The organism is Gilliamella sp. X-57, from assembly GCF_057063565.1.
Genome location: NZ_JBXSQI010000016.1, coordinates 25,635 through 48,261 on the forward strand (window position 1 = coordinate 25,635; position 22,627 = coordinate 48,261).

Consider the following 22,627-nt stretch of genomic DNA (forward strand, 5'->3'; position numbering starts at 1 on the left):
AACCTTTTATGTTAAGCAAAAAAAAATTACTACTATTAAGTACTCTATTTTTTATTTCTGGAATGAGTGGTTTAACTTATCAAGTTGCTTGGCAACGGGCACTTTATTCGGCTTTTGGTTCCGATGTTGATTCTGTTGCAATTATTGTATCAGCATTTATGTTAGGACTTGGTTTAGGAGCCCTCGGTGGCGGAAGGATTGTCGATAAATACCCGAATAAAGCGCTACAGTTTTTTTGTTTTAGTGAATTTGGAATTGGTTTATTTGGGCTAATTAGTTACCCGCTTATTTTGTTTATCGGCGATATTTTTATTGTTTATAATTTGGCCGTTGTTGCAGTTGTTAATTTTTTATTGGTGCTTGTTCCTACACTTTTGATGGGGGCAACGCTTCCAATTTTAATCACTTATATTGCACAATTTTGGAAAAATATTGGTCAAACAACTGGACATCTTTATGCTATCAATACTTTTGGTGCAGCAATCGGTGCTGCTTTAACAGGATTCATACTATTTAACTATTTTGGTCTTAATGTTGTAACGATATTAGCAGCTTTAGGTAATTTTATAGTCGCTATACTTGCTTATCTATTTTTTAATAAAGCACAGATAAAAAAAGTTGATAATAAAATAGTATAAAGCCATTTAGAATGATAAATCGGCGGTAATTATCGCTGATTTATCAATATATTAAAACATATTGTTAAAGTCAACGAGTTAAGAATTATCCTTGATATCCCCCCTTTACCATTAAATTCACATAAGTAATAAAGTTTACCTTTATGTATTTGTCCATGATGCTTCACCGTAATAAAATCAATAGCAGGTAAGTTTAGAAAAACGTTCAGTATCATCGCTTGAAATCTATAATAATAAACATTGAGTGACCTAGCCCCACGCAAAAATCACATAACAATATATTATAATTGAGCAAAAAGTAACATAAAAAGAAATGCTGACTAAATAAATATTACTTATAAGTCAATCTGTTAATAATTAACATTGACTTTTTAATAAAGCTAATAGTGGTAAATATCACAATGATTTTTGTGAGTTTGGTAAGTTAAAAACAGATTGTGACAATTTTGGGCACTATTTTTGATATAAATTCTTTTCTTTTTTGTTAAAAAGTTTCAGGAAAATATGTGTTTTAGTATAAGAACTAAGGTTTATTCCAACAACTATGAGTGACAATTGTTATACTGTTATAATTTGTTATCTTTTATTTTTAATCTATTAATAATGCAAACTAAAATTACAATTGTAGGTGCTGGCGCTGCTGGACTTTTTTGTGCAGGCTTACTCGGTCAAAAAGGGTATGATGTTACTGTGTTTGATAATGGTAAAAAGCTGGGACGTAAAATCTTAATGTCTGGCGGGGGGAAATGTAACTTTACTAACTTAACAGTTGAGTCGAGTAATTATATTTCTGACAATCCGCATTTTTGCAAATCGGCTTTAAAACGATTTACTCAGTGGGATTTTATTCAATTAGTGAATGAATATCATATTGCCTATCACGAAAAAGAACATGGACAATTATTTTGCGATAATTCAGCGCAAGATATTGTGGATATGTTATTAAAAGAGTGTCAAAAAGGGCATGTTAAGTTTATGATGCAAACCCAAGTTGAAGATATTGATAGTGATGGACAAGGATTTAAGTTGCATACTTCTCGTGGCATGATTGATTGTGAAAATCTTATTATTGCAACTGGTGGTTTATCTATGCCGGCTCTTGGTATGACTTCAATTGGTTATAAAATTGCCGAAAAATTTGATATTCCAGTGGTGCCTGTAAGAGCAGGGCTAGTTCCATTTACATTGCATAAACCTTTACTGGATGGGTTATCAACCTTGTCAGGCATTGCAATTCCTGTTGAAGTTTCTAATAAAAGAATTAGTTTTAAAGGAAATCTATTATTTACTCATCGAGGGCTTTCAGGACCTGCTATTTTGCAGATATCAAGTTATTGGCAAGCAGGTGAGTCAATTACTATCAATTTATTACCCGATTTAACATTTGATTCATCGTTTAAACCATTATTAGCACAAAATCGTAATCAAACTATAAAAAATTGCTTAGCAAAAATTTTACCTAAAAGGCTTATTGAAGAATTAATAAAACTGAAGTTGATAAATGACGTAACAGTCAAGCAGCTAGATCTTAAACAACAGCAAGACTTGTATAATACATTAACACACTGGAGCATTACTCCAAATGGTACAGAAGGTTATCGTACTGCCGAGGTGACACTAGGTGGTGTGAGTACTGATGCGTTGTCATCTAAAACTATGGCCGTTAAAACACACCCGAACCTTTATTTTATTGGTGAGGTTGTTGATGTATCAGGCTGGTTAGGAGGTTATAATTTCCAATGGGCATGGAGCAGTGCATTTGCGTGTGCTCAAGGGTTTAATTGATGATTACATTAATCATCAATGACCCCCATGTGAATATTGTATTTTTTGACCTTATATTGTAGCGTTGTGCGCGAAATATTTAATTGTTTTGCGGCCGTTATAATTTTGCCATTGGCTTGATTTAATGCATTAATGATAAGTTGCCGTTCATAGTTCTCAACTTGTTCAGTTAAGCTGTTTTCATGAGTAGATTTATTGATAGGTGTTTTGTCAGGTTTATGTGTCTTATCGTCTTGGAAAAATGCACTGTTAAGCTCAAAGAGCTCTTCATCAAGGGTAATATGCTGTAATTCACCTGATTTGTTTTGTAATACCATGCTTCTGACAATTGCATTTTCAAGCATACGCACATTACCAGGCCAAGGGGCAGTCATTAATTGTTGCAGAGCCTGTTCACTGATACCACTAATTACGACATTGACATCGTTTTTATGTTTATCAATAAAATAGCGTGCTAAAACGGGAATGTCTTCTGTTCTGTCACGTAAAGCAGGAAGTTTTATTAAACCGACATTTAATCGATAAAATAGATCGCTTCTTATTTTTCCTGTTTTTAATAGTTCTGTTGGTGATTCATTCATGGCAGCAACAATACGAACATCAGAATGCATTTCTTTATTACCACCTAATTGCCAATAGGTTTTTTCTTGAAGAAATCGTAATAATTTGCTTTGCATTTCAAGTGGCATCGCGTTTAATTCGTCAAGAAACAATGTACCACCGTTAGCGAGTTCTAAGTAACCTTGACGGTTTTCAGCACCTGTAAATGCACCTTTTACTGTACCAAATAAAGTACTTTCAATCAGTGTAGTTGGTAATGCACCACAATTAAGCGAGATGAAAGCTTTATCACGGCGTTGGCTTGTTTTGTGTATTAAACGAGCAAATAGCTCTTTGCCTGTTCCGGTTTCACCCACAATTAACACAGGAACATCATTGCGCCCTAACATATTGGTTTGGTCGATAACTTTTTGCATTTTTTCTGAAACAAAAACAATATCGGGTAATGGTTGCTCTTTATTGTGGTATAACTTACTGTTTAGTTTCAGAACTTGATCTTGTAGGTGTCGAACTGTTGATAGGTTTCGACCTATTTCAATTGCACCGATGATCTCTTTTTTCTCATTATAAAGTGGAACGGTGGTATGCAAGTAATCAACCACCTTGCCAACATGATTATAATAAGATTGGTAGTTGTCTTGATATTCTTTACCGAACAGCAAGGCTTGCAACATCGTACTGTCTTCCTTTTTTAAATTAGGATAAACCTCAAGCATTGGTTTGCCAATCGCTTGTTCCTTAGGGTAGCCATCCAGTTCTGCGCTTTCCTGATTATAATAAATATAATTGCCTTTTTTATCGATAATAGCGATCGGTTGATGGATTAAATCAAAAAAATGTTTAAATATTTCCAATGCTTGTAATAATTCAGGATCAATGGTCATGATATTAGTACCTTTTAATATTTGGATTATTTGCTAAATTTAGCCAAATTTAATTTAAATCCCTTTCAACCATTATATGAAAATGACAAATTTTTGTCATAAAAACATATTTTATACTAAATGACTAAATCTTTATTTCTGTTTTTTTGTTAACAAATTGATTATTTGTAATTTTAAAGTTGGCATGCTGATTGCACTATATGTGAGAAGCCATTTTTTATTTTTTGTACTTTTTATGTACTAATTAACTGGAGGTCATATGTCCGACGCAATTATGTCAAATTATAACAAATTACGCACAGATCTTGTAACTAAAGATCGCCGTTTCAGTGCCGAAAACGGTAAATTATGTTTAGATGGCGTTAATTTAGAAGAGTTAGCAAAAAAATATCCAACCCCTTTTTATGTGTTTTCTGAAAAGGAAATTGATCGTAATGTGCAAGAGATTAAAGATGCATTTAAGGCTCATCCGAATACAAAAATTTTCTATGCTTCAAAAACTTGTTCTGTTATGGGGGTGCTAAAAGCGATTAAAGATGCGGGTATCTATGCTGAGGCGAATTCTATGTTTGAAGTACGCAAATGCTTAGAAATCGGCTTTAGCGGTAGTCAAATTGTGTTTAACGGCGTGGTAAAAAAACCGGTGGATTTAGAGTTTGCCATCCAAAATGATCTGTATATCATCAATGTCGACAGTTTATATGAACTTGATATTATTGATGAAATATCAACACGTTTGAAAAAAGTAGCAAACGTTTGTGTGCGCGTTGAACCGAATGTCCCATCTGCAACTCACGCAGAATTGGTAACGGCTTACCATGCTAAATCAGGTATCGATTTAGAACAAGCAGAAGAGACTTGCCGTCGAATTCTGGATATGCCTTATGTACATTTACGTGGTTTACATATGCATGTTGGGGATCAAGTGCCTGAAGCAGAGCCTTTTGCAAAAGCAACTAAAGTATTAGTTGATGAATCACGTCGTTTAGAAGAAGTACTTGGCATTAAATTTGATTTAATCAATGTTGGTGGTGGTATTCCTGTTCCATATAAATATGACGAAGAAAATGGTAATCCATTGCAAGATAATATGTATGCAGGTATAACCGCACAAGACTTTGCTGATGCAGTGATTAGCGAAGTGCACAAATGGCGCACCGATGTTGAAATTTGTATTGAACCTGGTCGTAAAGTAACTGGTTCAGCGGGAGTGCTTGTAACTGAAGTTGCCTGTGAAAAACGTAAAACCAATTACGATTTAGACGGCAACATTGAAGAGCATGTTGAATGGAAATTTGTTGATGCAGGCTATAGTGTTTTGTCTGATAGTCAGCACTTTGATTGGTTTTTCTATGTTTATAATGCGTCAAAAATCAATGAAGCACATGACGAATACATTAAGCTAGCAGGACCTTTATGTGATGGTGGTGACTATTACCATGTTGGTGTGAAAGGTGAAGAGTTCTTAATGCCAAAAGACACTCAAGTTGGTGATATTGTTGCTTTCTTGGATGCCGGTGCTTACACCATTGAAAGCCAAACAGTCTATAACAATCGTCCTCGCACATCGGTTGTCATGATCGATAAAGACGGCAAAGATAGATTAATTCGTCGTGAAGATACTTACGAAGACATGGTTGGATACGATATATACTAATCATCAATTATCTGGGGCATTTTATGCTCCAGATATTATAATACGAGGTTATTATGAGTGATTCTAAAGATTCAAGTTTACTTGGTATCAAAGACATTGTGTTTATGAATGTCATTGCGATACTAAGTTTACGCCAAATTCCTAATGTTGCTCCATATGGGGCGTCAGCAATGGTGCTTTGGCTACTTGCAGCATTTTGTCTATTTTTCCCATTAGCGATGGTTTGTGGTGAGCTTTCAACTGGCTGGCCAAAAGATGGTGGGATTTTTGTTTGGGTTAAAGAAGCCTTTGGTAAACGCATTGGTTGGATTGTTGTGGTGTGTTTCCTATTCTCGTGTGTGCTGTTCTTCCCGTTAATGTTGCAATTCGGTTTTACTGCAATTGGGTACATGTTTAGTGCCGAGTTAGCTCAGAATCAAGTATTTATTGGTGTAGGATCTATGGTTGTATTCTGGATTTTGACACTGATGAATATCAAAGGGATGCAATGGACTAAAATTATTAATAGTGTTAGTGCATGGCTTGGTGTATTTATTCCTGCTGCTATTATTGTTGTCTTAGCTATTGTATGGTTGTTGATGGGACATCCTATGGCAACGAGTTATAGTCATGCTAGTGATTGGCTTCCTGATTTAAGCAGTTGGGATACTATCGTATTTTTATCTAGTATGATGTTTGCATTCGCAGGCCTTGAAGTAGCACCAATGATTGCAGGGCGTACACGAGATCCACAACGTGATTTCCCTAAAGCGATGTTGGTTTCAGCGGTTGTGATTGTGGGCATTTATATGGTAGGAACATGGGCTATTAATACTTTATTACCAGCAGCCGATACTGATATTGTAGCGGGTGTCATGCAGGCAATGGAGGCAGCAGCTAACGAATTACATATGCCTTGGTTATTACCAGTAATGGCAATTTGTTTATTTTTTGGTGCATTAGGCCAAATCAATTCGTGGTTAGTTGGTCCTATCTATATGCTACAAGAAGCATCAAAAGAGGATAATTTACTTGGCGAACGTATTGGTCGTTTACACCCAGTGTATAAAACGCCAGCCTTTGCGTTAATAATTCAAGCGATTATCGTTACTGTACTTTGTTTTTCAACCTTTGTGTCACCAAGTATTGCTGCAGCATATTGGATGTTAACTGCATTAACGACAATCTGTTATTTTATTCCGTACTTGGTAATGTTTATTGCTTATTATCGTTTACGTATTACTCAACCGGATGTACCTCGTAGCTTTAAAATTCCAGGTAAAGTGATGCCAGTTGTATTACCAGCACTTGGGTTCTTATCTACCCTATTTGCTGTGATATTAGTATTTATTCCACCTGCACAAATCGATATGGGGGGATATGTTGAGTATATTGCTAAAATCGTTGGTGGTGCTGTGCTTGCCATTGGTTTAGCTGAATGGATCTATTATCGAGCACAAAAACGTAATCGTTTGCAGTAATAATAGTATATAGAGGAGTAAAAGTATGTACAAACCTATATTAGAAATTGATTTACGCAAATTAACAAGCAATGCTCGTGTTGAAAAAGATCTGTTAGCTAAACACGGCATTGAAGTTATGGCGGTTAATAAAGTCTTTGATGGCTGCGTTGAAACGGCCAAAGCCGTTCTTGACGGCGGTATTGATGTGATTGCTGAGTCAAGAACATATAATCTTAAGAAATTAAAAGATGCATTAGATTGCAAAACCTGCTTATTACGTAGCCCTTGTTTAAGCGAAATTAGTGATGTTGTTAAATATGCTGATATTAGCTTAAACAGCGAAAAAGCAGTAATTCAAGCACTTTCTGATGAAGCGGTTAAACAACAAAAAGTTCATCAAGTTTTATTAATGGTCGATATGGGGGATTTACGCGAAGGGATTTGGTTTGAACATATTGATGAAATTATTGATATGGTAAAACTAATTCTTTCTTTACCTGGTGTTGAGCTCTATGGGCTTGGCACTAACTTTAACTGCTATGGTACGGTGCTACCAACAGTTAAAAATGGGGTAGACTTTTTAAATATAGCGCGTAAAGTAGAGCAATCTTGTAATATTAAGATAAAGTATTTATCGGCTGGTAATTGTACTAGTTACCACTTATTGGACAAAGGTATTTGGCCAGAGGGATTGAATCATTTGAGAATTGGTGGTTTACACGAGTTTGGTATTGAATATGTAGATATGAAATATCTTGATGAATTTCATCATTCAAATAAACCCGTGGATAAAGCATGTAGTAATATCTATAGATTATATGCGCAAATCATTGAACTCAATAGTAAACCGACAGTGCCTGTTGGCGAGTTAGGTGTAGATGCTTTTTTGAATAGTAAAACCTTTGTTGATCATGGTATACGTAAGCGAGCCTTGCTGGCTTTTGGGCGTCAAGATGTGCCAGCAGAAAGTTGCATACCTATCAATGATGATATTACTGTATTGGGTCAAACCAGTGATCATACGTTAGTCGACATCGAAGATGTTACTCAAACTCTTCGTGTTGGCGATATGATTGGATTTGAACTCGATTACACTGCCTTGCTAATGGCTTGTCAAACTAATGGTGTAGAAAAACGGTTTATTTATTAATTTGTGTTAGCTGCTGGGTAACCAGCAGTTTTTATTAATTACTAGGCGGTTTATATGACAACATCTGAATCACAAGAAAGCCCTTATCCCAGCAGTAATTTAAAGAAAAACTTAAAAAATCGTCATTTGTTGATGATTTCATTAGGTGGATCAATTGGTACCGGATTATTTATTGGTATTGCAGCTCCACTGAGCACCGTCGGTCCATTAGGCACCATTGTTGCTTATTTAATGGCCGGAAGCATAATGCTTTCAACCATGCTATGTTTAGGTGAACTTTCTTGTGCATTTCCTCATGCTGGTTCATTTCAACACTATGCGTTGATGTTTATCCCAAATCCAATTTGGAGCTATACCATAGGTTGGCTGTATTGGCTAAGTTGGGTATTGTCTATGGCTGCAGATTTAACTGCCGCCTCAATGATTGCTCACCAAGCCTTCCCTTTAATTCCTATTTATCTTTTTAGTTTGTTAATTCTAATTGTTATTACTTCAGTACATTTAACTTCTGTTCGTGCATTTGGTGAAAGTGAGTATTGGTTTTCAACCATTAAAGTACTCGCGATTATTGCTTTTATTGGGGTGGGAATTTATTTACTTCATCATCAATATACCGAAACTCATGTTTTACCGACATTCAAAACAGAAAATGGCTGGTTTCCTAATGGCTTTTTAGCCATATTTGTGTGTATGACTATCGTGACTTACTCATTTCAAGGGGTTGAATTAATTGGTAATGCAGCTGGCGAAGCGCAATCCCCACAGTCGGTGTTACCTAAAATTATTACTGGTGTGGCTTTTCGCATTATTCTATTTTATATTCTAGCTATTGCTGTATTAGCCCTCGTTTACCCGTATGGAACAGTGCATTCTGAAATTAGTCCATTTGTGTGGGTATTTAATAAAGCAGGAATTACATTTGCTTCATATGCGATGCTTTTTGTGATCTTTTGTGCCGCGATATCAGCAACGAATTCAGCCATTTATGCCAGTTCAAGAATGCTGTGGTCTATGGCGCAAGATAACTTAGCTCCAAAATACTTTTCCGAAGTCAATCAACGGGGTGTGCCAACAAAAGGTATTTTATTTATTGCGGTTATTGCATTAGTCTCATTATTTTCAAAATATATTGCCGCTGAAAAATTATATATTTATTTAGTCGCAGGCACAGGACAAGTGGGTTGTTTTGCATGGATAATCATTGCTTGGTGTCAGTATCAATTTCGTAAGGGTGTAAATAGCGGCAAATATCCAAAAGAAATGATAAAATTTAAATCACCGCTATTTCCTTGGCTGGCTGGTATTTCTATCATTGTAAATGTTGTGATTATTGTTGGCGTTTGGTTTGGTGAGTCAGGTTATTTTATTTTACTTTCTGAAATAATATTAATTGCGATTATTCTAATATCTTATTTTTTCTATAAAAAAAGAATTGTTTCAATAAGTCATAATTAATTTTATATTGCTTAGTTATGTAATCACTAATTCAAGGTTTATCATTGTTAGTGATTACACACTATTAGGAATTAATAAAGCGTAAAATGGTTTAGCTAAATACTATTTTTATATCTCAATATTGTTATTATCGTACTATCAAAAATTGAAACTAATGTTTATTTTAAGAAAGCAGCTATACCTGTAAACACAACTTGTGCAGCAATAGCAGATATGAGTAAGCCGGTTAGTTTTGATAATATCGCGATCCCTGTATTTTTTAGTACTTTTGCAATACTTTTAGCGCATAACAGCATAATATAAATACCTATTGAAGCGACGAATAATGAAATCGCGCCAATTAGGTTTGATACAATACCAATTGAGCTAGTTCCCATAACAATGATAGTCCCGATGGATGCGGGCCCCATGCATAGAGGAATAGCGAGAGGGACAACACTAATATCATCATCGCTACTAATTTTGTTTTTTTCTGGCGAATCGTTCATTAGCGATACCGCAGTGATAAATAGTAATGCTCCCGAACCAATTCGAAATGCATCAAGGGTAAAACCAAAAACACTAAACATGGTATTGCCGAAAAAGAATAGAATGATACCGATGATAAATACCGCACATGATGTTTTTAGGGCTATTTTACGTCTAAGTTGTTCATCATATTGTTTTGTGCCACTTAAAAAGGCACTTAAAACCGCAGGCGGTGTCATTAATGCAAACAATTTTACTGTTGTAGACAAAATTGCAAAAATATACTCAACCATTGCACCACCTTTTACACCATCAAAAAAATTGCTTTAATTCTACCAACTATTATTGTTGGATTGAAATTATGTTTTCCATATATAAAAACGGTCACCACAAAGGTGACCATCTTAATCTGATATTTTTATTGATAATCAATAAAAATTAGTTAAGGCGCTCTTTAATACGAGCCGCTTTACCACGAAGTTCGCGTAAGTAGTAAAGTTTAGCTTGACGTACTTGACCACGACGTTTCACAGTAATTGAATCAACAATTGGTGAGTGAGTTTGGAATACTCGTTCTACACCTTCGCCATTGGAAATTTTACGTACGGTAAATGCAGAGTGTAAACCACGATTACGAATTCCAATGACAACACCTTCATAAGCTTGAAGACGTTTTTTATTACCTTCAACAACCCATACTTTTACTTCAACCGTGTCACCAGGGCGAAAAGACGGGATGTCTTTCTTCATTTGTTCTTGTTCTAATTGCTGAATAATTGCATTTTTCATAATATTATCTCTTACTAGTTATACTGAAATATTAATTGCCTTGTTTATCACTGTATTCACGTTTAAATTCAGCGAGTAAACATTGCTCTTCATCAGTCAGAGCTAGATTTGCAAGAAGATCTTCTCTTCTTAACCAAGTTCGCCCTAGTGATTGTTTTAATCGCCAGCGACGAATCGCTTCATGGTGACCAGACATTAATACATCAGGCACCGCCATTCCATCTAACACCTCAGGCCGAGTATAGTGTGGACAGTCAAGTAAACCATTAGCAAAAGAGTCTTCTTCTGCCGATGATTGGTGATTTAGCACGCCAGGAATAAACCTTGCTAGTGCATCAATCATAGTCATCGCCGGTAATTCACCGCCACTTAATACGTAATCACCAATTGACCATTCTTCATCAATTTCAGTTTGGATAACGCGTTCATCTATACCTTCGTATCGTCCACAAATCAAAATTAATTTTTGTTTTTGTGACAACTCGCAAACACCTTGTTGGTTTAATTTGCGCCCTTGTGGGGAAAGATAGATCACTTTTGTACCGTTACCAGCAACTGCTTTTGCTGCATGAATCGCATCTTTAAGTGGTTGTACCATCATTAACATGCCAGGACCACCACCGTAAGGCCTATCATCGACAGTCTTATGCTTATCATGCGCAAAATCGCGCGGGTTCCAATATTCTACTGTTAACAGCCCGTTTTTAACGGCTCGACCAGTTACGCCATAACAGGTAATAGCTTGAAACATTTCGGGAAAAAGGCTAATTATGCCAATCCACATAGTGTTACCTTACCAATTAAAAAGCAGGATCCCAATCGACCACAATCATTTTTGATGTCAAATCAACTTGTTTTATAAATTGATCATCAACAAAAGGGATTAAACGTTCTGTTGCACCAAATGCATCTTTTAGATTTGCTTTTACCACTAATACATCATTAGAACCGGTTTCCATCAAATCAGTTACCTGACCTAAATCATAACCGTTAATTGTTTTGACTCGGCAACCAATCAGATCTTTCCAATAAAAATCACCATTACTAAGTGTTGGTAATTTTTCTGCATCAACAAATACTTCAATATTGGTTAATGCTATTGCTTGATCACGATCATCAATACCTTTGAGTTTCACAATCATATCATGATTATGCGGTTTAAAACTTTCTACGATTACTTCTTGCCATTTTCCAGCACGTTGGATATACCAAGGCGTGTAATCAAAAATGCTATCTGGGAATTCTGTAAACGAAAAAATCCTGAGCCACCCGCGAATGCCGTAGCTTGAACCAAGTTTACCAACAACGATGAGATTCTCAGTATTCATCATTACAGTGACTATTAATAACTAAATTAAGCAGCTTTTTGTGCTTGTTTGATTAGTGCATTAACACGATCAGAAACAGTTGCACCTAAACCAACCCAATGATTTACGCGATCAAGATCTAAACGTAATTCTTCTGCTTTACCTTGTGCAATTGGATTAAAAAAGCCAACGCGCTCAATAAAACGACCATCACGTGGGTTACGGCTATCAGTGACAACTACTTGATAAAAAGGGCGCTTTTTAGAGCCACCACGAGCTAAACGAATAGTTACCATAACATCCTCTTAAATTAAAAAATAATCTTTTTTCTGTCCAACATGGACAAAATCAAAGCCCCAGAATTATACTCTTTCTAGTAAAAAGTGCAATGACTGTTTGTTGGCAATGGGATGTAATATTGTTTGCTTTAGGCTAAATTAGAAAAGAATGGATGAAAATAATACTGACTATGATTTATTTAATTGTAAGCGCAAACCAATAGATATTACAAAACAGGAAATTTTATTTATGGTTAATTTATTGGTGTTCATTATTTTGGCAATACTATTTTTTGTTCTTTTTTGGGAAAAAAGCGAGTTTTAAAACGTTAAAGAAACCTAGTGACCTGACCATTTTTTGTCCGTCAACGTAAACCCGAATCGCTTTTAACACTTTTTTAGGTTCTTTAGATGCAAAGTTAAAAGTACCATTTCTTTTGGTTTGGATTGAATATCGTGGTATCCATCTACCAGCAAATAATACAGATGCTATCACATAATCAATCTCATCCCATGGTATTTGGATATATTTGCGAGGATCATGTTGATGATAAAACTCAAATGCTTTATCGCCAATCATAATTTGTCCATATTCGGTAAAGGCGGTAAAAAATGTAGCTTTAACGGTTAGGTCTATTTTTGTGTTTAATGATTGGACCATTTATGTGATTTCCGTATAAGAATTAGGCTAATATAATTGTTTTTTATTATTTGATAAGTTATAAAATTGCCAATTAATTTTTCAAAATTTATCAAGAATAAAAGCATAATTTTTAAATTATGCTTTTATTCTATTTTACTTAACGTCTAAAAATTATAAAAGACCAATGGCATGTCCGATAATGCCCACTATAAATAGACCAAGGATAATTAAAATTGGCGATACTTTTTTACGTAATAACCACATACAGAAAAATGTTAATAGTAGTGGCATTAGCCCTGGTATCAATTGGTCTAAGTTATTTTGTAAAGTAGTGACTTTTTCTCGAGTGAGTGATAGCCCACTTTGCATATCAATAAGTGCTTTTTGAATACCTTCAGCACTTATTGGTAATTTATTCCAATCAATAAACGCACCATTGTCTAGTTTGACGGTAGATACGACAGGTTGGAATTTTATTGATACCCACCGTTGTACTAGCGCTGCAAGGACAAACATTCCTAAAATAGAAGCGCCTTTGGTGATTTTTTGTAGTAAACCGCCCGATAAATTATCGGTAATTTTAGAACCAGTACGATAACCAAATTCTTGGGTATACCACATAAATCCCCAACGAATAATATTCCATAATAAAAAGAATAAAATAGGCCCCATAATATTGCCACTAAGTGCAAGTGAAGCACCAAGCGCACCTAGCATTGGGCGCACAGTAAACCAAAATACAGGATCGCCCACACCAGCCAATGGCCCCATCATACCGACTTTTACCCCTTGAATGGCAACATCATCGACTGCGGCGCCATTTGCTCTTTCTTCTTCTAAAGCTAGTGTAACGCCAAGTACAGGTGAAGCTAAATATGGGTGAGTATTAAAGAATTCTAAGTGACGTTTGAGCGCTGCTGATCGGTCTTCTTTAGTCGTATACAATTTTTTAATCGCAGGAATCATTGAATACACCCAACCACCATTTTGCATACGTTCATAGTTCCAAGAACCTTGGAGAAAGGTTGAGCGCCAAGCAACGGCTAAACGGTCTTTTTTGCTTAATTGAATTCTATCAGTCATTTTTTTCTCCAAGTTTCTAGTAATCATTTAAAATATCATCAAGTGGATCACCTTTGTTACCGCCATTGGATGAATTGCCACGTTCCGAAAGACTGAGGTAAATTAGTGCTAATGCGACGCCTAAAGCGCCAAGTGCAATGAGTGTTAATTGTGATATCGCTGCAACGACAAAACCAATAATGAAAAATGGCCATACTTCGCGGTTTGCCATCATATTAATCACCATGGCATAACCGACTGCAACGACCATACCGCCACCGATCGCCATACCAGTTGTTAGCCATTCAGGCATTGAATTTAATATCCCCTTAACTGTTTCTGCTGGAATAAATAATAAAGCAGTGGCAGGAATAGCAATACGTAGACCTTGTAAACAGATGCCTAAAATTTGTAGCCATTCAATTTCTCTAATATTACCTTTTTCTGCTGCAATATCCATCATATGGACTAAAGGAACTGCAATGGTTCTAACAATCATAGTTAAGAATAATCCAGCAACAGCAAGGGGAATAGCAACCGCTATAGCTGTCGATACACCAGCTATACCTTGTCCGCCTAATACTAAAATAATGGACGATGCAACAGCTGCAAGTGCCGCATCAGGTGCAACTGCAGCGCCGATATTGGCCCAACCTAAAGCAATCATTTGCAACGAGCCACCCAATACAACTCCGGCTTCTAAATTACCGGTGACAAGTCCAATCAAAGTACAAGCCACTAAAGGTTGGTGGAATTGAAACTGATCTAAAATACCCTCTATCCCTGCTAAAAAGGCAATAATTATTACTAAAATGATGGCAATAATTGATAATGTCATAATATACCCCTTAAATAAACTAATTCTTTTGCTGCGCTAATTCTTCTTTCGCTTTTTTCAATAATTCGTCCATATTGCTGTTAGAATCGTTAGGTACTTTGCGAACATCAAATTTTACGTTTTTAGCTTTCAATTTTTCGAATGTATCAACATCATCGGCATTCATTGACAATACTTTATTAACCATGACTTTGCCAACGGAATGCGCCATTGAACCAATATTAAGGACGTCGATATCAACACCACCATCTATAGTTCGCAGTACATCTTGTGGGTTTTCAAATAGGAGTAACGCTTTAGTATTACCAAAACGTGGGTCACGAGATACCTCAATAATTTTTTTGATTGGAACCACATTTGCCTTTACGCCAGGAGGTGCTGCTTCTTGGATGAGCTTTTTTCTTAATTCATCTTTTGCAACTGAATCCGAAACAACAATAATTCGGTTGGGGTTGGTTGATTTTGTCCATGCTGTTGCAACTTGGCCATGTAATAAGCGAGAATCGACACGAGCTAACACGATTTTCATTTTACCATTACCAAGCACTGTTCCTTCTGGGATGCTATTTGCAGTTTTTGCATTAGCTAAGGATTCTGTAGGTATTTCGACAGTTGCTCGGATTCCTTCTTTACCTGATTCAATAATTGCTCTTGCAATTTCTTTCGCAGTTTCCATTGAAAAACGAGAAGAATAGGCTTCAATTAACATGGGTAAGTTTAAACCAGTAACAATAGCCCAATTACTATGTTCTCCACATAAATTATTAGCCTGATTAAATGGGGTGCCCCCCCATAAATCTACTAAAAAAAGTACTTCTTCTGGATTATCAAATGTTGCTATTGCTTCAAGCATTCGTTCTTTTAAATTTTCAGGACTATCACTTGGATGCAAGGTAACAGCTTTAACATTTTCTTGTTCTCCAAATATCATCGATCCTGATTGTAGAATACCTTCTGCAAACTCACCATGAGTTGCTAGGATAATTCCAACCATAACAACTTCCTCCTAATTTTTATATTAATTGCATAATATAAAAGTATATAAAATAAAAATACCTGGTTATTTTACACCTTAAAATAAGCTTAAAATAACGTGTCTATCACATTTTGTTAAAAAACTTAAATTTTCTATTGTTTATCAAACTATGATTTATGTAGTAGTGCTTGACGAATAAAGCCGTGTTCTTTTTTTAGTTTATTTCTAGCTTGCTTTGCATTTAGACCTGAAAGGATCATCAAAATAGCGGTTTTACAATGCCTGTTACTCTCGGCTAATGTGACAATGGCTTTTTCTCGACTGCAATCGGTGGCTTGCATAACAATGGATATTTGCCGTTCAATCAGTTTGGCGTTGGTAGCTTCTACGTCAACCATCAAATTACTATAGACTTTGCCTATTTTGATCATGCTGGCTGTGGTTAACATGTTGAGAACTAATTTTTGTGCCGTGCCAGCTTTCATTCTTGATGAGCCAGTAATTACTTCTGCACCAACAATCGGTGTAATGGCGATATCGGCTAAATTAATCATTGGAGCTTTGGGATTACAGCATAAGCTTATAACCGTTGCTTGGATTGATTTAGCATATTGCATACCGCCTATTACATAAGGTGTGCGCCCACTAGCAGCAATACCAACTAAAATGTCGTTTGAGCTAAAATTGATGTTTTTCAGGTCATTAACTACCAATTTAGGGTTATCTTCGGCATTTTCAACCGCCTTAAAAATAGCAGGCTGCCCCCCTGCAATTAAGCCAATAACTTGTTCAGTTGGCGTGCCATAAGTAGGTGGGCATTCACTTGCATCCAAAATACCTAGGCGCCCAGAAGTCCCTGCCCCTACATAGATTAGCCTACCTTGATTTGAAAATGCCAAGCTAATTGCATCAACAGCTTTTGCAATATTGGATAATTCTTTTTCCACTGCCAATGCGACTTTTTGATCTTCACGATTGATGATTTGTAACATTTCTAGCGTTGAATAGCTATCAATTTCTTCGCTGTTGGGATTGCGACTTTCGGTTAACATAGTTGATAGATTAATTTGTTGCATTTTTTCTTAATCCTAGCCATAACAAAAATATCACTATAGCAAATAAACTACCAAAGCCAACACCGATAGTAATAACTGATAAATTCAGGTAAACAGCTAATGTATAAAGTCCTAGCATTAGCATCATTGCCGTATATTCGCTTAAGTTTTGTACCGAAATGACACTGCCGGCACCGACTAAATCTTTACCTATTTTTTGAATAAAAGCATTCAATGGTACTAAAAAGAATCCACCTAATGCCCCAATAATAATAAGTAAAATATAAGATGAAATGATATTGCTCTGCAATGTGAAGGCGATTACTGCTATGCCCATCATTATCCCTGCTGGAATGCAACGTAACGTGTTGTTGATTGAAATAAATGTACTTGCCAGCCCTGCTCCAATAACAATGCCGATAGCGACAATCGCGTTTAGATTTGTTGGTGTTGCATTGTCGTGTATGTTTAAAATAGCAGGAACCCAACTAATTAACAAAAAGCGTAAAGTAATACCCGCTCCCCAAAATAAACTAGTACCTAATAATGTGAATAAGACATGCTTATCGGCGAAGATGATTTTAATTGTGTTCGCAAAATCTTTTACCATACCTATAAATTGCCATGGAATATTTTGTCGTGCGGCAGGTAATTTAGGAATAAAAAGGTTAGCAATAATTGCTAGCCCATACATTAATACACAAATCAATATAGATATACTTACATTAATATCGGCAATATGACCACCCGCTAGCGAACCAAGTAAAATTGCCGCAATGGTTGATGCTTCAATTAAACCATTTGCTTTAACCAAATTATCGCCTGTGGTGAGCTCACCTAGAATACCATATTTAGCTGGAGAGTATGCTGCTGCACCTACCCCAACTAAAAAATATCCAGCAAAAGGACTAATGTTTAAACAGATACAACCAGCACCGAGTAATTTTATACTATTTGAAATCATCATAGCCTTGCCTTTTGACATGCTGTCAGCAAATTGACCAACAAAAGGGGAAAGAATGATGAATGGCAGCACAAAACTAATTTGTAATACAGATTGGCTCCAAGCTGGATAATGTAGATTTTTGATGAAAGCAAGGATAGCAAAAAAGATGGCGTTATCGGCAAATGCTGAAAAAAACTGTGCCAGCATGGTTGCGACCATGCTTTTGCTTAAAAGAGGATATTGATTCATGTGGCATCCTTTTATTTATTCGTCAGCCATTTTTCGTAGTGTAATAAAGTCGATTTTACCTGTACCAAGTAGTGGTAATTCTTTAACTACACGAATATCACGAGGAATAGCTAATGTAGGAATACCAAATTCTTGAGACACTTGGTTAAGTTGCTCTCGATTTAATTTGGTTGAAGTAGTAAATAAAACAATAGCTTCTCCTTTTGCTGCATCGGCTTTAACTGTTGCGCCGTGCATGGCATCAATGTCGACTTTTTTTGCCAAGGCTTCAACACTTTCTAATGAAACCATTTCTCCCGCAATTTTAGCAAATCGTTTTAAGCGCCCTTTAATTGTGATAAAGCCTTCGTTATCAATAGCAACGATATCGCCGGTGTCATACCAACCTTTTTCGGATTGCCCATGTTCATCGATTGCAATTGGTTCTTCAAGTTTGCCTGGATTTTCAACACGTAAATAGCCTTTCATCACATTAGGGCCTTTAACTTGCAATTGACCGCCATCGCTAATACCTGGAACATGAATTAATCTTGATGTCATACCTGGTAATAATCGACCTACTGTACCGGCTTTAAACGCCATTGGGACATTAAGTGCCACTACGGGCGCACACTCAGTAACACCATAGCCTTCTAAAATACGGATACCATATTTATCTTTCCATTGCTCGCGTACTGTGTCTGATAATTTTTCTGCCCCAGCAACAACATAGCGTAAACGCATAAAATCATATGGATGTGCGTAACGAGCATAGTTTGCTAAGAAAGTCGGCGTACCAAATAAGACAGTGCAATTTTGATCATAAATTATTTCAGGCACCATACGATAATGTAATGGATTTGGATATAAAAATGTGCGGCTACCAGAAAACAGCGGTAAAAACAATCCAGCAGTAATGCCAAAAGCATGGAATAACGGTAGTGCAGACATAAAGCGATCAGCTGGTGTTGGATCAATGACGGTTCGAATTTGTTCAACATTAGCAAGCAAGCTACCATGGCTATGGGCAACACCTTTAGGATTACCTTCTGACCCCGACGTAAACAATACGAGAGCCTCGTCATCACTTGATTGAGAGCGTTTAACCAAACGAGGGATATACTGATGAACTGCAACATAAAGTTTATCCGTAAGAGTTAAACTGTTACGCAGATCTTCAAGAAAACACCATTTAACATCTTTTATTTGTTCCAGAAGATGATCAAGTTTCCCTTTTTGAATAAATTTGCGTGAAGTTATGATAGTTTTAATTTCCGCAGCTGCAATTGCACAAGTCAGTCCTTTGGTACCAGCAGTATAATTAAGCATAGCTGGAATTCGGTTTTTAACCGATAAACCAAAAATTGTCGCAACGGTAATGGTTGCATTAGGTAATAAGACACCAACACGTTCTTTTTTCTGAGTGATTTTAGCAACAATACAGCTAACACCAATGATTTGTTTTAATAAATTACGATAAGATGCTTCATGAGTTGTCGGATCTTGGACCATTCGCGATTTGACACCATAGCGCACTTGCGCTTCAAGCAAAGCTTCAAATAGTGTTAATTTGGGGCGACTTGCCATACGTGCATTCATCATAATTTGATGAAGCTTTTCGCCTGCAATATAACGCCTTTCACTAGCTTTAGGTGCATCAGGCATAGCTATAGATGTCGGCTCAAGCACATGAATGGTTATTTTAGGAAATAAACGACGTTTAAATAATCCTTTTAAACGACTGGTTAAAGTAAATTCAGCTCCTTCAATCCAGACAGGTACAATTGTTGCTTGAGAACGGGCTGCAACAAAAGCAGCACCATCATAAATTTTCATTAATGAGCCAGTTACCGTAATTCTTCCCTCAGGGAATATGACTATTGGACGGCCTTTTTCAACTTCGCGAACTAATCGCTTAATTGCCATTGGACTCAGTGGATCCATAGGCACAAAATCAACATAACGCTTTGCTAAACGGACTAACCAATGGTTAATATAACCCGCATAAATAGCAAAGACAGGCCTTATTGGCAAAAAAACACCGATTAAAATACCATCAAGAAAAGATACATGGTTAGGTGTAATAAGAAGTCTGTTTTGTTTTAAATTGTCAAAATTACCCTTAATTTTGACATGGAATAAAATCTTTAAACAAAATTTTAATATTGTAAATAACATCTGATTTCTCAATTATCGTGCAAAATTGCACCATGTAATGATAGTGAAAATGCAAATAATATACAAGGGATGATGATTTTACTATATCAAATATATAGTTAAGTTTTAATTAACAATGATTCTTGATTTAAAAAATAGATAATAGATACTAAAGTGTAAAATAAATATGAAAAACTAATAAGGAACAAGCATGCTCATTTTAACGCACAAAGATATTGAAAAATTTTATACCATGAAAGAAGCGATAGTAGCGGATAAACAAGCGTTGAAAATCTATACCCAAGGAAACAGTGATGTACCATTACGAATCAATTTTGATATGCAAAAAGGTCAATGCTTATTTATGCCCGCACATATTAAAGGTAGCGATATTGTGGGTATCAAAATTGTCTCCGTATTTCCTGACAACCCAAAATTGGGCAAACCATCAGTTCCTGCTCAAGTTTTAATGTTAGATCCACAAACAGGTGAAGTTTGTGCCATATTAGATGGTACCTTTGTCACTCAGCTTCGTACAGGTGCCGTTCAAGGTGCGGCAACTGATTTGTTGGCTCGTAAAGATGCCAGTCGAGCTGTGTTGATCGGTACTGGCGGGCAAGCGATATCCCAATTAGAAGCAATGTTAACTGTCCGCTCACTTAATGATGTAGCTATTTTTGATATTGATATGCAAAAAGCAAAAAAATTTACTGATGATATGAAACACCGTTTTGCCCATTTTTCAACTAATTTTTATTTTTCACAGAATTTGGATGAAGACATTAGCCAAGCTGATATCATTACTTCGGTGACAACATCAAAAGTTGTAACGTTTAATGGCGATAAAGTAAAACCCGGTACACATATTAATGGTATAGGTGCTTATACACCAGAGATGCACGAAATTCCAAAGAACATTGTTGAGAAAGCTAATATTCGAGTGGTTGATACCAAAGAAGGGGTGTTTGCTGAAGCCGGTGATATTATTGATCCAATTAAACAAAAATTAGTATCGAAAGATGACTTTTTGGAGTTAGGAGATTTAGTGCTAGACCCAACTCAATGTCGGCAAAATGATCAACAAATTACGTTGTTTAAAACGGTTGGAACCGCAGTATTAGATGTGTATATTGGTTACGATATCTATCTTAAAGCCAAAGAAAAAGGAATAGGTACGTATTTATAGTAATTATTTGTTAGAATTATGGTGATTTTTTGTCAAAAAGTTTCAGGTAACTAGGTGTTTTAGTATAAAACTAGCTTTTTAGTTCTGCTTTTTGTGAACGTCCGAGTAATGCCATCGCTGCTTGTTTTGGATCTTTATGCTCATAAAGGATTTGATAAATTTGTTCAGTGATTGGCATATCAACATGATATTTTTGGGCGAGTAACCAAACTTCTTTTGTATTTTTACAACCCTCAACAACTTGAGCTATGGCTTCTTGCGCTTCTTGAATTGATTTGTTTTGACCAAGTAACATGCCAAAACGACGATTACGAGATTGATTATCGGTACAGGTTAAAACCAGATCGCCTAGTCCAGCCATTCCCATAAAGGTTGCAGGATCTGCGCCTAATACTGCCCCTAATCGCATCATTTCGGCAAGTCCACGCGTAATTAATGCTGTTCTTGCATTGGCCCCAAATCCAAGACCATCAGATAATCCAGCACCAATGGCGATCACATTTTTGATTGCACCACCAAGTTGCACACCTATAAAATCTTTACTGCTATAAACTCGGAAGCTTTTACTACAATGGAATAATGTTTGTAGTTGATTTAAAAAATGTTCATCTGTTGATGCCACAGTTACCGCTGTAGGTAATCCAGAAGCGACTTCTTTGGCAAATGTTGGGCCAGAGATAACCGCTAGTGGAATTTTATCGCCTAGAATTTCCTTCGCTACATCCTGTAGTAATCGACCTGTATCCACTTCAAGCCCTTTTGTCGCCCAAACAATTTTTGTATCTTGGCGTAAAAATGGTTTGATTTGAATTAGAATGCTTGCAAATGCATGACTAGGTACCACAATAAGCAAAATGGGTGAGGCTGAAACTGCTGTTTTTAAATCACTTTCAATCTGTAATCGATCTGGAAAATGAATATCTGGCAAAAATTGCTTATTTTGCCTATCATGCTGCAAAATGGTCATTTTATCTGGGTTATGTCCCCACAATAAAGTTGAGTAACCATTTCGTGCCAGTAGAATAGCTAAAGAGGTTCCATAAGATCCTGCGCCAATTACTGTTACTGCAGCATTTTTTTTCATAATAATCCAATAAATGTATTGTTAATTCACTAAAAGAC

General features: G+C 36.2%; 20 protein-coding genes and 2 pseudogenes. 7 read left to right on the top strand and 15 right to left on the bottom strand.

All coding sequences use genetic code 11. From position 1 onward, the window contains the following. Window positions 1-8 precede the first annotated feature (8 nt). Both ACYIAL_RS08560 and ACYIAL_RS08565 read left to right on the top strand, forming a co-directional pair. Complete coding sequence (locus ACYIAL_RS08560; protein WP_174797868.1) at window positions 9-638, top strand: fused MFS/spermidine synthase; 630 nt, start codon at window positions 9-11, stop codon at window positions 636-638. A gap of 603 nt (window positions 639-1,241) precedes the next feature. Next, entirely contained in the window at window positions 1,242-2,423 is a 1,182-nt protein-coding gene (locus ACYIAL_RS08565; protein WP_174797867.1) for a BaiN/RdsA family NAD(P)/FAD-dependent oxidoreductase, read from the top strand. A gap of 8 nt (window positions 2,424-2,431) precedes the next feature. On the opposite strand, the gene ACYIAL_RS08570 is transcribed toward ACYIAL_RS08565, so the two are convergent. Further along, window positions 2,432-3,871, bottom strand: coding sequence for a sigma-54 interaction domain-containing protein (locus ACYIAL_RS08570; protein WP_483751455.1), 1,440 nt, complete (start codon window positions 3,869-3,871; stop codon window positions 2,432-2,434). A 256-nt stretch (window positions 3,872-4,127) separates the two neighbouring features. On the opposite strand from ACYIAL_RS08570, the gene dokD reads away from it, so the two are divergent. Genes dokD through ACYIAL_RS08590 form a run of 4 tightly spaced genes read left to right on the top strand, consistent with a single transcriptional unit; the run spans window position 4,128 to window position 9,572 of the window. After that, the gene (dokD, locus tag ACYIAL_RS08575; protein WP_174797866.1) at window positions 4,128-5,525 is read left to right on the top strand and encodes an ornithine/lysine decarboxylase DokD; all 1,398 of its coding nucleotides are present in this window, start codon (window positions 4,128-4,130) and stop codon (window positions 5,523-5,525) included. 53 nt (window positions 5,526-5,578) lie between these two features. Next, window positions 5,579-6,985: an APC family permease gene (locus ACYIAL_RS08580; RefSeq protein WP_174797865.1), complete on the top strand. Its 1,407-nt coding sequence runs from the start codon at window positions 5,579-5,581 to the stop codon at window positions 6,983-6,985. A 25-nt stretch (window positions 6,986-7,010) separates the two neighbouring features. Continuing rightward, window positions 7,011-8,117, top strand: coding sequence for an alanine/ornithine racemase family PLP-dependent enzyme (locus tag ACYIAL_RS08585; protein WP_483751442.1), 1,107 nt, complete (start codon window positions 7,011-7,013; stop codon window positions 8,115-8,117). Window positions 8,118-8,171: 54 nt separating this feature from the next. Beyond that, entirely contained in the window at window positions 8,172-9,572 is a 1,401-nt protein-coding gene (locus tag ACYIAL_RS08590) for an amino acid permease (RefSeq protein ID WP_202985010.1), read from the top strand. Between the two features lie 158 nt (window positions 9,573-9,730). On the opposite strand, the gene ACYIAL_RS08595 is transcribed toward ACYIAL_RS08590, so the two are convergent. From ACYIAL_RS08595 to aas, 13 genes and pseudogenes are all read right to left on the bottom strand, one after another. Continuing rightward, window positions 9,731-10,333 (bottom strand): MarC family protein, encoded by a 603-nt coding sequence (locus ACYIAL_RS08595; protein WP_065637635.1) that lies wholly within the window; start codon window positions 10,331-10,333, stop codon window positions 9,731-9,733. Window positions 10,334-10,478: 145 nt separating this feature from the next. Further along, entirely contained in the window at window positions 10,479-10,829 is a 351-nt protein-coding gene (gene rplS, locus ACYIAL_RS08600) for a 50S ribosomal protein L19 (RefSeq protein WP_034913735.1), read from the bottom strand. A gap of 31 nt (window positions 10,830-10,860) precedes the next feature. Then, window positions 10,861-11,613, bottom strand: coding sequence for a tRNA (guanosine(37)-N1)-methyltransferase TrmD (gene trmD, locus ACYIAL_RS08605; protein ID WP_174797863.1), 753 nt, complete (start codon window positions 11,611-11,613; stop codon window positions 10,861-10,863). 16 nt (window positions 11,614-11,629) lie between these two features. After that, on the bottom strand, window positions 11,630-12,160 hold the full coding sequence (rimM, locus tag ACYIAL_RS08610; RefSeq protein ID WP_174797862.1) for a ribosome maturation factor RimM: 531 nt from the start codon (window positions 12,158-12,160) through the stop codon (window positions 11,630-11,632). 23 nt (window positions 12,161-12,183) lie between these two features. Then, window positions 12,184-12,432 (bottom strand): 30S ribosomal protein S16, encoded by a 249-nt coding sequence (gene rpsP, locus ACYIAL_RS08615; protein WP_034900786.1) that lies wholly within the window; start codon window positions 12,430-12,432, stop codon window positions 12,184-12,186. A gap of 268 nt (window positions 12,433-12,700) precedes the next feature. Further along, window positions 12,701-13,075 (bottom strand): DUF956 family protein, encoded by a 375-nt coding sequence (locus ACYIAL_RS08620; protein WP_483751443.1) that lies wholly within the window; start codon window positions 13,073-13,075, stop codon window positions 12,701-12,703. A gap of 153 nt (window positions 13,076-13,228) precedes the next feature. After that, window positions 13,229-14,140: a PTS system mannose/fructose/sorbose family transporter subunit IID gene (locus tag ACYIAL_RS08625; protein ID WP_174797860.1), complete on the bottom strand. Its 912-nt coding sequence runs from the start codon at window positions 14,138-14,140 to the stop codon at window positions 13,229-13,231. Window positions 14,141-14,156: 16 nt separating this feature from the next. Next, window positions 14,157-14,957 (bottom strand): PTS mannose/fructose/sorbose transporter subunit IIC, encoded by an 801-nt coding sequence (locus tag ACYIAL_RS08630; RefSeq protein ID WP_174797859.1) that lies wholly within the window; start codon window positions 14,955-14,957, stop codon window positions 14,157-14,159. 19 nt (window positions 14,958-14,976) lie between these two features. Next, window positions 14,977-15,519, bottom strand: a pseudogene (locus ACYIAL_RS08635) (PTS sugar transporter subunit IIB); the annotation flags it as partial. Between the two features lie 65 nt (window positions 15,520-15,584). Continuing rightward, window positions 15,585-15,951: pseudogene (locus ACYIAL_RS08640) on the bottom strand (PTS sugar transporter subunit IIA); the annotation flags it as partial. A 149-nt stretch (window positions 15,952-16,100) separates the two neighbouring features. After that, window positions 16,101-17,009, bottom strand: coding sequence for an N-acetylmuramic acid 6-phosphate etherase (murQ, locus tag ACYIAL_RS08645; RefSeq protein WP_174797857.1), 909 nt, complete (start codon window positions 17,007-17,009; stop codon window positions 16,101-16,103). Then, the gene (gene lplT / locus ACYIAL_RS08650; RefSeq protein ID WP_174797856.1) at window positions 16,996-18,183 is read right to left on the bottom strand and encodes a lysophospholipid transporter LplT; all 1,188 of its coding nucleotides are present in this window, start codon (window positions 18,181-18,183) and stop codon (window positions 16,996-16,998) included. The genes murQ and lplT overlap by 14 nt, the downstream gene beginning before the upstream one ends. Before the next feature lie 15 nt (window positions 18,184-18,198). Then, window positions 18,199-20,340, bottom strand: a complete 2,142-nt coding sequence (gene aas / locus ACYIAL_RS08655; protein ID WP_174797855.1) for a bifunctional acyl-ACP--phospholipid O-acyltransferase/long-chain-fatty-acid--ACP ligase — start codon at window positions 20,338-20,340, stop codon at window positions 18,199-18,201. Window positions 20,341-20,530: 190 nt separating this feature from the next. On the opposite strand from aas, the gene ACYIAL_RS08660 reads away from it, so the two are divergent. Continuing rightward, complete coding sequence (locus ACYIAL_RS08660) at window positions 20,531-21,505, top strand: ornithine cyclodeaminase family protein (RefSeq protein ID WP_174797854.1); 975 nt, start codon at window positions 20,531-20,533, stop codon at window positions 21,503-21,505. 70 nt (window positions 21,506-21,575) lie between these two features. Here ACYIAL_RS08660 and gpsA read toward each other — a convergent pair whose 3' ends face one another. Further along, window positions 21,576-22,589, bottom strand: a complete 1,014-nt coding sequence (gpsA, locus tag ACYIAL_RS08665) for an NAD(P)H-dependent glycerol-3-phosphate dehydrogenase (protein ID WP_194240647.1) — start codon at window positions 22,587-22,589, stop codon at window positions 21,576-21,578. Between the last annotated feature and the right edge of the window lie 38 nt (window positions 22,590-22,627).